The organism is Skermanella aerolata KACC 11604, assembly GCF_000936425.1.
GTDB lineage: Bacteria > Pseudomonadota > Alphaproteobacteria > Azospirillales > Azospirillaceae > Skermanella > Skermanella aerolata.
The window spans coordinates 1-9,434 of sequence record NZ_AVFK01000095.1 but is presented as its reverse complement, the minus strand read 5'-3'; the positions used below and the strand labels follow the sequence as shown (position 1 = coordinate 9,434).

At 65.4% G+C, this 9,434-nt stretch carries 10 protein-coding genes; all 10 read right to left on the bottom strand.

The features are described 5' to 3' along the window. Nucleotides 1-150 precede the first annotated feature (150 nt). The 10 genes from N826_RS37520 to N826_RS37475 all read right to left on the bottom strand — a co-directional run bounded on the left by N826_RS37520 (nt 151) and on the right by N826_RS37475 (nt 9,263). Nucleotides 151-867, bottom strand: a complete 717-nt coding sequence (locus tag N826_RS37520; RefSeq protein ID WP_044437591.1) for an enoyl-CoA hydratase/isomerase family protein — start codon at nt 865-867, stop codon at nt 151-153. Nucleotides 868-871: 4 nt separating this feature from the next. After that, on the bottom strand, nt 872-1,648 hold the full coding sequence (locus N826_RS37515; protein ID WP_044437590.1) for an enoyl-CoA hydratase-related protein: 777 nt from the start codon (nt 1,646-1,648) through the stop codon (nt 872-874). A gap of 1 nt (nt 1,649) precedes the next feature. Next, nucleotides 1,650-2,360 carry an ABC transporter ATP-binding protein gene (locus N826_RS37510; protein WP_044437589.1) on the bottom strand — a complete coding sequence of 237 codons (711 nt, stop codon included), beginning with the start codon at nt 2,358-2,360 and terminating at the stop codon, nt 1,650-1,652. Further along, nucleotides 2,347-3,063 carry an ABC transporter ATP-binding protein gene (locus N826_RS37505; RefSeq protein ID WP_044437588.1) on the bottom strand — a complete coding sequence of 239 codons (717 nt, stop codon included), beginning with the start codon at nt 3,061-3,063 and terminating at the stop codon, nt 2,347-2,349. Before N826_RS37505 ends, N826_RS37510 begins: the two co-directional genes overlap by 14 nt. After that, a complete protein-coding gene (locus tag N826_RS37500) occupies nt 3,060-4,067 on the bottom strand; it encodes a branched-chain amino acid ABC transporter permease (RefSeq protein WP_084721528.1) in 1,008 nt (335 codons plus the stop codon). The genes N826_RS37505 and N826_RS37500 overlap by 4 nt, the downstream gene beginning before the upstream one ends. Continuing rightward, nucleotides 4,064-4,948, bottom strand: a complete 885-nt coding sequence (locus N826_RS37495) for a branched-chain amino acid ABC transporter permease (RefSeq protein ID WP_211099500.1) — start codon at nt 4,946-4,948, stop codon at nt 4,064-4,066. Before N826_RS37495 ends, N826_RS37500 begins: the two co-directional genes overlap by 4 nt. A 77-nt stretch (nt 4,949-5,025) precedes the next feature. Next, nucleotides 5,026-6,213, bottom strand: coding sequence for an ABC transporter substrate-binding protein (locus N826_RS37490; RefSeq protein ID WP_211099499.1), 1,188 nt, complete (start codon nt 6,211-6,213; stop codon nt 5,026-5,028). A 65-nt stretch (nt 6,214-6,278) separates the two neighbouring features. Further along, nucleotides 6,279-7,862 (bottom strand): class I adenylate-forming enzyme family protein, encoded by a 1,584-nt coding sequence (locus N826_RS37485; RefSeq protein ID WP_211099498.1) that lies wholly within the window; start codon nt 7,860-7,862, stop codon nt 6,279-6,281. Beyond that, nucleotides 7,852-8,607, bottom strand: coding sequence for an SDR family NAD(P)-dependent oxidoreductase (locus N826_RS37480; RefSeq protein ID WP_186818123.1), 756 nt, complete (start codon nt 8,605-8,607; stop codon nt 7,852-7,854). Before N826_RS37480 ends, N826_RS37485 begins: the two co-directional genes overlap by 11 nt. Continuing rightward, nucleotides 8,568-9,263: a TetR/AcrR family transcriptional regulator gene (locus N826_RS37475; RefSeq protein ID WP_063772375.1), complete on the bottom strand. Its 696-nt coding sequence runs from the start codon at nt 9,261-9,263 to the stop codon at nt 8,568-8,570. Before N826_RS37475 ends, N826_RS37480 begins: the two co-directional genes overlap by 40 nt. Between the last annotated feature and the right edge of the window lie 171 nt (nt 9,264-9,434).

Sequence of the window (9,434 nt, the reverse complement as noted above, 5' to 3'; positions counted from 1 at the left end):
GGCCCTTCAACGTCTTCGCACGTCCGATCCAAGTTAACGTGACAATGCCTCCTGGCAACATCTGGCCGGGGTGAGGGCGACGCGGACGACAGTCAAGTCATCCGCGCCTACCACGCCCCGAACGGCACCAAGCAGATCGGCTGAGGCGAATCAACGCGCCAAGGCCATCGCCTGCCCCATGACCGAGGACGCGAAGTCGCGTTCCAGATCGTAAGCGGTCCACAGGTCAAGCTCGTCCTCGCGGTTGAGGGTGGACTTGATCCCGGCGCGCATCCGCCCCTTTAGCGTGCCCGCCAGTTCGTGGGCGACCTCGAATGCCCGTGCGAGGACGGCGTCGGGCGTCTCGCCCAGTTCCTGGACCAAGCCGATCTGGTGGGCCCTGGCGCCGGATACCGGGCGGCCGGTCAGGGTCAGCATCCGCGCCTCGCCCTTGGATAGAACCTCGCGCACGATCCGGTAGCCGCCGAAGGCGTCAACCTTGACCTCGGGCAGTCCGAGCTTGGCGTCGGAGGTGGCGAACCGGAAATCGCAGGCGCAGGCCAGCATGAACCCGCTGCCCATCGCCGCCCCGTGAAGGGCGGCGATGGATGGGACCGGGCTGTCGTGGACGGCGCGGAGCGCGTCTCGCACGGCGCCGGTGCCCGCCAGCGTCTGTTCCGGCGTCAGGCTGGCGAATTCCCGGAAATCGTTGCCGCCGCAGAAATGACGCTGCGGCAATCCGGTGAACACCAGAGCCGCGACGCCGTCGCTCTCCAGCTCGCCCAGAAGCGGCGGCAGGCCGCGCCACCGCTCGAAGCTGACGGCGTTGACCGGCGGGTTGTCGAGCCGGATGACGGCGATTTCGGCGTCGCGTTCGACCTTGAACATTGGGTCACCCCCGGTCCGCGTAGGCGGGGCGCCGTTTCTCCAGGAACGCCAGGGCTCCCTCCTTGGCCTCGGGCGTGCGCCGGACGGCGGCGGTCAGGGTGCATTCGAACTCATAGCCCTCCTTCAGGTGCATCATCTCGGTCCGGTTGAGGCCCTGCTTGGCGAGTCGGATGGCGGGCGGGCTTTTCTCGGCGATCTCCTCGGCGAGCCCCATGGCGGTCGGCATCAACTCGTCCGGGCCGACGACCTGCTCGACGAGGTTGGCGCGCAGCGCCTCGTCTGCCTTGATCCGGCGGCCGGTGTACATCATCAGCCGCGTCATTCCTTGCCCCGCCAACCGCATGACGTGGCGCGAGCCGCCCAGCACGCCGACGTCGATTTCCGGCAGCGCGAAGACCGCGCGTTCCGACGCGATGCGGACATCGCACAAGGTCGCGAGCACGATGCCGGTGCCGACGGCGGCGCCGTTGATGGCACCGACGATGGGGATCGGGCAGTCGTACATGGCGTTGAAGGTCAGGCGGACATGGGCCAGGTATTCGGTTGCCTTGTCGAAGTCCAGATCGACGAAGTCGTTGACGTCGTTGCCGCCGCAGAAGACCTTGCCGGCGCCGGTGAAGACCGCCACCCGCATCGCGGGGTCCTCGCCCAGGCGGTGGAAGGTGCGGCGCAACTCGTCGTAGACCTCCAGGCTGACGGCGTTGGCGGACGGCCGGTCGAGCGTCACCACGGCCAAGCCGCGATCGACCTCGACTTTCACGAAGCGGTTCTCGTAAGTCATTTCAATGTCTCCGTTTCTTACCAAGATAACTGTCCTCGACGGCACCGCTCACCAGCATCTCGCTGGCCGAACCATCGGCAACGCAGGTTCCCGTTTCCAGCACCACGACGTGGCGCGCCACGGCTTCGGCGAGGATGAGGTTTTGTTCGACCAGCAGGATGGCGACACCCATCGCAGCGATCCTGTTGACAGTCTCCGCCACCAAGGCGACCGCCTTGGGCGCCAACCCCTGGCTGGGCTCGTCCAGCAGCAGCAGGCGGGGCCGCGACATCAGCGCCCGGGCCAATGCCAGCATCTGCTGCTCGCCGCCCGACAGCAGGCCAGCGCGCTGGTTCTGGCGTTCCGCGAGGATGGGGAACATGGCGAACACCGCGTCGAACTCGGCGGGGCCCGGTTCGCCATGGACATAGGCGCCGAGCCTGAGGTTCTCGCGCACCGTCATGTCGGGAAAGACCTGACGGCCCTCGGGAACCAGCGCCACCCCGCGCTTGACCCGGTCGGACGGATCGAGCCGAGTGATGTTGGCGCCATCCAGGAAGATGCCACCGTCTCGCGCCGGGATCAGGCCGGTGATGACGCGGCACAGTGTCGTCTTACCGGCGCCGTTGGCGCCCAGCATCACCGTCGGGGCATCCCGCTCGACCGAGAAGCTGACGGCGTGGAGGACCTCGAGCCGGTCGTATCCGGCGCTCAGGTTGTCAATCCGCAGCATCGGCGTGCCTCCTGCCGAGATAGACGTCGATGACTTCCTGCCGCTCCTGGCATTCGGTGGGGGTGCCTTCGAACAGCACGGCACCCCGGTCCAGAACCGCAACCCTATCCGACATCTCCATCAGGAACCGGACGTTGTGTTCGACCAGCAGGACGGTGATGCCGCTGGCGTGCCAGCGCCTGATCAAGGCGCCCAGCCGCTCGACCTGCGCCGCCTCCAACCCGACGGCGGGCTCATCGAGCAGCAGCAGGCGCGGCTTCAAGGCGAGGGCAAGCGCGATGCCAAGATGCCGGAGCGTTGCGTAGGGCAGATCTCCGGCGGTGCGGTCGAGGACGGGACCAAGCCCGCAGGCTTCGACCAATTCCTCGATACAGGAAGGATCGGGCGAAGAGACGGCCGCGATGCGTAGGTTCTCACGCACCGTCAACCCAAGGAACGCCCGCGTCTGCTGGAAGGTGCGCACGATGCCGCGCGACACCGACCGCGCGATCGGCCAGGGTCCGTCGCCCTCTCCCGCGAAGGTCACGCTTCCGGCAGTTGGCTTGACCAGACCGGACACGACGTTGATCAGCGTGGTCTTGCCGGCGCCATTGGGGCCGATCAGGCCGAAGATGACGCCTTCGGGGATGTCGAGCGTGACGCCGGCCAATGCCACGACGCCGCCGAACCTTGCCTCCACCCCCTTGATCTCGAGCAGGCTCATGACGTCACCTCCCGACGGAGCGGCGTCGCTTCGGGCCCTGGCTGAGGCGCTCTTGGCAAGGCCTTGACCGCCGCTTTCAGGAGGCTGGCGATGCCCTTCGGCGCGAAGATCACGAAGACCAGCAGCAGCACACCATAGGCCAGCAGGCTGTAGGTCGCCGCCACCCGCAGAGATTCCGGCAGCGCGGTCAGCAGGATGGCGCCGACGATGGGTCCCCAAAGAGTTCCCATCCCGCCGACGACGACCAGAGCCACGAGCTGGAAGCCGGTGCCGAGCACCGTGAAGCTTTCCGGCGCAATGAAGTTGGACATCGAGGCGAACAGCGCCCCCGCCAAACCCGCGAAGACGGCGCTGAACGTGAACGCGGCTAGGCGAGCTCCGGCGACGCGGATGCCAAGCGCCCGCGCCAACGTGATGTCCTCCCGGATCGCGAGACACGCGGCCCCCAAGTTGGATCGGACGAAGGCGGCCGCGGCGACGAAGGTGACCCAGAGCAGCGCCAAGGCCAGCAGCGCCGAATAGGCGATCGGCGACACGGGCAGCCAGTCCGGCTGTTCCGGTCCCGGAATTCCGACGAAGCCGCCGACACCGCCGGTGACCTCGTCGAACACCAGGAACAGCTGGTGGCCGATCAACCCGATGCCGAGCGTCAGCACCGCGAAGTACAGGCCCCGGGTCCGGAACGACAGCAAGGCCACGATGGCTCCCACGGCGCCGGTGATCAGACCCACGATGGGCAAGGCCGTCCAGAAGCCAAACCCGTGATTGGCGGTCAGCACCGCGCAGGAATAGGCCCCCAGTCCGTAAAGGGCGCCGTGGGCCAGCGACAGGTAGCCGGTGTAGCCGAGCAGCACGTCGAAGGAGACGGCGAGCACCGCGAAGATGGCGCCGATGGTGACGACGTAGAGGTAATAGTCGTTGAGCTGGAACGCCACGGCGCAGGACGCGATGAACACGGCGGAAGCGGCGATCACCGTCCGGGGAAAGCTGTTGGAGCCTGTCATCGTTCCACCTGCGCCCGTCCGAAGAGCCCCTGCGGCCTGATCAGCAGGACGGCCACCAGGATCAGGAAGGTGCCGATGTCCTGGAATTGGCTGGAGCCGTAGCCAGCCACCATGACCTCGACCATCCCCAGCACCAGACCGCCGACGATGGCGCCCGGCAGGCTGCCGATGCCGCCGATCACCAGGACGACGAAGGCCTTGAGCACGGGGTTGACGCCCATCGACGGATAGATCGGGAAGGTGGCGCCGAGCAGGGCTCCGGCGACGGCGCCGAGGGCAGCGCCGAGGGCGAAGGTCGCAAGGCGGACCCGCGTCGTGCGGATGCCCATCAGCAACGCCGCGTCCCGGTTCTGCGAGGTCGCCCGGATCGCCAGACCCAGCCGGGACCGGTGGAGCACCAGCCAGACCGCCGTCCAAGCGACCGCCAGAGTGGCGATGATCGTGATCTGGAGATAGGTGATGGTGAACAGCGATGTCCGAACCATGCCCGTCATCGGCGCCGGGATGGTGCGGGCCTCCGTCCCCCATATGATCGTCGCGAGTTGCTGGAGGATGATCGATCCGGCCAAGGCCGAGATCATCAGGCTCAATCCGGAGCCATGCCCCGGTGCCGCGGCGACCGGTTGGAAGACCACGCGATCCACGATCCAACCGATCAGGACGACCAGCACCACGGCGGTGGTCATGGCGAGCCAGAAGTTGAGGCCCGACGCCACCAGCGCATAGGTGATGAAGGCGCCCAGCATGTAGAATTCGCCATGGGCGAAGTTGGGGATCAACAGGACCCCGAAGATCAGGGTCAGACCCAGCGCCACAAGGGCATAGGTGCTGCCGAGAGCGAGCCCGTTGGCAAGCTGTTGAGGCAGGAGTTCAAGCATCATCGCTCGTCTCCGATCGGTTGGAAGGCTGGTCTTTCTGGCTAGGAGGGACGTCCGGTCCGTGTACTCAGGCCGTGTACTCAGTCCGTGAGCCGCGCCGGTTCCCACGCCTCGCCGCGCCAGACGCTGACCTCGCCGCGCAGGTCGACCTGACCGTCCGCCGCGAACAGGCGTCCATCGGGCTGCGGCGTGTAGCGGGTGACCAGTTCGGGAATATCCGAGACCTTGAGCGCGGCCATCGCCTTGTTGACGGCGGCGTTGTCCAGCGATCCGGCCTTCTCGAAGGCGGCCTTGAAAATGTATACTGCGTCGTAGCTGAGCGCCGTCAACTCGCCCGGACCTTCGTTGTACTTGGCGCGATAGGCCTTATCGAGCGCCATCGCCTTCTCGTCGCCCAGCTTGACGTAGTCCTCGGTGGTCGGCGGGATGCAATTGAACACGCCCTCCATCTCGGCAGCCGTGATGTTCTTCAACACGGTGGATGGTGGTGAGACCATCTCCCAGACCACTTGGCCGGTGAAGCCGAGTTGGCGGGCCTGCTTGGTGATCAGGGCGCCTTCGGCGGGATATCCCCGGATCAGCAGCACCTCAGCGTTCCGGCCGCGCAGGTTAGTCAGCGCAGCCGAGAAATCGGTATCGCCAAGCTTGTAGTAGTCCTCGCTGGCGATCGAAACGCCCATTTCCTTGAGGTTGCCGGCGAGTTCCTTTTGCGAGTTCATGAAACCGGCGTGGAAGCGGTCGGTCATCATCGCAACGGATGGATATTTCTTGGCCTTAAACAGCTCCGCGACGGCGACATTATAGCCACTGACGGTCGCTTGGTTACGGAAGATGTTCTTTCCGTTGGTCATGTTCTCGGCGATCGTGCCGTCGATCAACTGGGTCAGTTTGTCGTTGCGCTCCACGATCGGCTTCAGCGCGGGGGCGACGCCGCTGGCCAGCGGCCCGACGATGAAGCGGACATCGGCCGACACCAGCTTGCGGAGAGCAGCGACACCCACCGTCGGGCTCGCCTGGTCGTCCTCGGTCGCGATGCGGATCTGGTATTCCTTACCACCAACCTTGATGCCGCCGGCCTTGTTGATGTGTTCGGCAGCGAGTTGGACGCCGCGGCTCTCCGGCAGGCCATAGAATGTGGCGGGGCCCGTGATGGGGTGGATCTCGCCGATCACGATCTCGTCGGCCGCCTTGGTGCCGACGCCCATCATCGGCAGGATACCCATTCCCAGGATCAGACAGGTCGCGAGACTTGGACGCAAGTTCACCATTGCCGTTCCTCCCACTTGATTTTTGGCGTTTGTTTTTCGCTTCGGGGCGAGGTCTCGAAAGCCGCTCAAGCGGCTGGGTCGGCCAAGCTCTTCTTGATTTCGTGCTTCTTGATCTTGCCCGCCGGGGTCTTCGGCAACTCGTCCAGGAAGACCACCTGACGGGGTGCCTTGAAGCCGGCGATCTTCTTCCGGACATAGGCGGCCAGCGCCTCGCCGGTGATCCCGGAGGAGCCGTCGCGGACAACGGCCGCCACGACGCGCTCGCCGTAGTCGACGTCGGGCAAGCCGAAGACCGCGCAATCCCGCACCTCGGGATGGCCGATCAGGACAAGTTCGACCTCCTTGGCGAAGACGTTTTCGCCGGCCGAACGGATCATGTCCTTCTTGCGGTCGATCAGATGAACGAAGCCGTCCTCGTCGATCCGGCCAAGGTCCCCAGTGTGGAGCCAGCCACCGGCGAAGGCCTCCGCTGTCGCCTCGGGCCGGTTGAGATATCCACTCATCAGGGCTGGGCCGCGCACGCAGATCTCGCCAAGCTCGCCGCGCAGCACCTCCGCCATCTGGTCGTCCAGCAGGGCGACCTGCAAGCCCGGAACGGGAACCCCGATCGACAGGGGGCGCTTCAGGGCGTCCTCGGGCCGGTTGATGCAGATATACGGCCCACCCTCGGTCAAGCCATAGGCGTTCGCGATGCCGAGGTTGGCGGCGCCCCGTTCACGGAAGGCGTCAACGATCCGCAGGATCAGGGTGGAAGGGTCGTAATTGGCGTAGGCGATCAGCCGCATCGACGACATGTCGGCCGTGGACCACGCCTTGCTCTCGACCATCTGGCGCAGGACGAGAGGAACGCCGAACATGCCGTTGCAGCGGTGCCGCTCGATCTGGGCGACGGCGCTTTCCGGCTCGAACCGTTCGGCGATAACGGCGGCGCCGCGTTGCATGAAGTAGAGCTTCAAGTAATCCCAAGCACCGGTGTGGAACAGCGGCATGTAGCAGAAGAACCGCTCGAATTGCTTGATCCCGAAGACCGGCAGGGCGTTGAGGGCGTCCAGCACCGATCTCCGGTGCGAGATGATGGCGCCCTTGGGCCGGCCCGTGGTGCCCGAGGTGTAGAGCACGAGATGGGCGTCATCCCAACCCTGGGCGCGGGAGACTTGCTTGCGGCGGGGTGCGTCGAGCAATTCCGGCCACGCGACGCCGTCACCGTCATCCTTCGTGGCGTTTCTCAAAACGAAACGCGGCTTTTCCTGTAGCGTCTCGACCGCCTCGCGGGCGGCGGCCAGGAACTCGGCGCCGACGACCAGCAGAAGGGGCTGGCAGTTGTTGAGGATGTACGCGATCTCCGCCGGGCGCAGCCACATGTTGACCGGCACCAGCACCGCGCCCATGCCGGCCAGGGCGTAGCCGAGCAGGACATAGTCGTCGGAGTTCCTGTCCAGAATGGCGACGCGGGTTCCCCGCGTGACGCCCTGTTCGGCTAATCCTTGCTGGATCTTGGCGACCTTGTCGCCAAAACCGGCCCAGGTCAGCGTCTGGTCGCCGAAGATCAGCGCCGGCTGGTCGGGCACCCACCGGGCATTGTCGGCGACCACATCGGAGAGCAGGTACGGAAACCCCGCCGTTTCAGGTTGTCCCCTGTCATGCGGCACTGAACCCTCCATCGACGACGACCGTCGAGGCGGTCGTGAAGCCGGAGAAATCGGAGCAGAGGAACGCCGCCGTACCCGCGATGTCGTCCGGCTTGCCGAGACGGCCAATCGGCAGCACGACGGGCTTCGAGTACGCTAGCACCTTCTCGGTCATCGGCGTTTCGATCACGCCGGGGCAGATGCAATTGACGCGGATGTTCTTGGGCCCGCACTCGATGGCGAGTGCCCGACTGAGCGACAGCACGCCGCCCTTGGACGCGGAATAGGCGTTGAGCTTTTCCCAGCCGGTGATGGCGACGACCGAGGCGATGGTGACGATGCTGCCGGCCCCCTGCTCCTCCATCAGCCGGACGGCAGCCCGGCAGACATAGAAGGTGCCAGTGAGGTTGACCGCAATCACCTTGTCCCAGATGGCGTCCTCGACCCGCGTGATCGGGCCATCCTCGGTCGGATGCCAGATGCCTGCGCAGTTGACGACCGCGTCCAGGCTACCGAAGGTTTCCGCTGCTTGTGCAAAGGCGGCATCCACCGAGGCGGATGACGAGACGTCGCAGGAGATGGCCGTGTGGGACGCCTCTCCAGCGGGCAGGCTTTCCGCCGTCCTGAAGGCCGCGTCGCCGTCGAGGTCGGAGACCGCCACCCGGGCGCCGGCGGCGGCGCAGACCGCCGCGACGCTGGCGCCGATCCCGCTTGCTCCCCCGGTGACTAGGACTCTTTTTCCTTCGAGCAGCTTTGGAAATCGCACGTTTCTTCTCCCATGACGCGCCGTTCCGGCGCTTTTTCTTCCGTCATGCCAACCAGCAGCAGGTCGGCGATCTCGTCGGCCACTTCGTTGGGCTGACGTTCCGTGTAGGGGGCCCAGCGATGGACCGTAGACAGGAGGCCGAGGACGCCGAATGCGGCGGTCCTGGCATCGGCTTGACGGAACTCGCCCGATGCGATCCCCTCCTCGATGATCCGCATCACCCAGGCCTCGAACTCACGCTCGCGGATGGCCAAGGCGGTCCGCGACAGTTCGTCGAACTCGTGGCGCTCGCGCCAGAAAATGGTCAGGAACCGGCGGTTCTCGATGTTGTGGAGTGTCTGGAGCCTGATCAGCCTGCGTAGTCTGGCGTTGGCGTCGCCCGTGGAGTGGGCGAGCTTCTCCATCGTTCGGAAGAACTCGGCCGTGATGGATTCATAGAGCATTTCCAGGAGATGCGACTTGTTGCGGAAGTAATGATAGATCGCCGGTTTGCTGACCCCACAGGCTTCGGCGATCTCGTTCATCGAGGTGCCGCGAAAACCCTTGACGTCGAAGAGATCGATGGCCCGTTCGAAGATGATCTGGCGGATATTGTCGGCGCGGCCTGGATCGCCGCCCCGAGGAACCGATTTTATCGCGACGCTCTTCCGAACCATTCCATCCTCCGTGAAATGGATTGTTACTTACCGGTCGGTAAGGTGTCAAGCGGTGATTCGGAGGGCATCGGCGGCAACGCGGTGATAACGCGGCATCGTCAACTTGTCGGGAAAAGCCGAGGGGCATTGTCACGTTAACTTGGATCGGACGTGCGAAGACGTTGAAGGGCC

Bases quoted from the DNA above. Each gene is read 5' to 3' on its own strand.
- N826_RS37505 (WP_044437588.1), bottom strand. From the start codon at position 3,063: ATGAGCCTGCTCGAGATCAAGGGGGTGGAGGCAAGGTTCGGCGGCGTC.
- N826_RS37515 (WP_044437590.1), bottom strand. From the start codon at position 1,648: ATGACTTACGAGAACCGCTTCGTGAAAGTCGAGGTCGATCGCGGCTTG.
- N826_RS37495 (WP_211099500.1), bottom strand. From the start codon at position 4,948: ATGATGCTTGAACTCCTGCCTCAACAGCTTGCCAACGGGCTCGCTCTC.
- N826_RS37510 (WP_044437589.1), bottom strand. From the start codon at position 2,360: ATGCTGCGGATTGACAACCTGAGCGCCGGATACGACCGGCTCGAGGTC.
- N826_RS37490 (WP_211099499.1), bottom strand. From the start codon at position 6,213: ATGGTGAACTTGCGTCCAAGTCTCGCGACCTGTCTGATCCTGGGAATG.
- N826_RS37500 (WP_084721528.1), bottom strand. From the start codon at position 4,067: ATGACAGGCTCCAACAGCTTTCCCCGGACGGTGATCGCCGCTTCCGCC.
- N826_RS37475 (WP_063772375.1), bottom strand. From the start codon at position 9,263: ATGGTTCGGAAGAGCGTCGCGATAAAATCGGTTCCTCGGGGCGGCGAT.
- N826_RS37520 (WP_044437591.1), bottom strand. From the start codon at position 867: ATGTTCAAGGTCGAACGCGACGCCGAAATCGCCGTCATCCGGCTCGAC.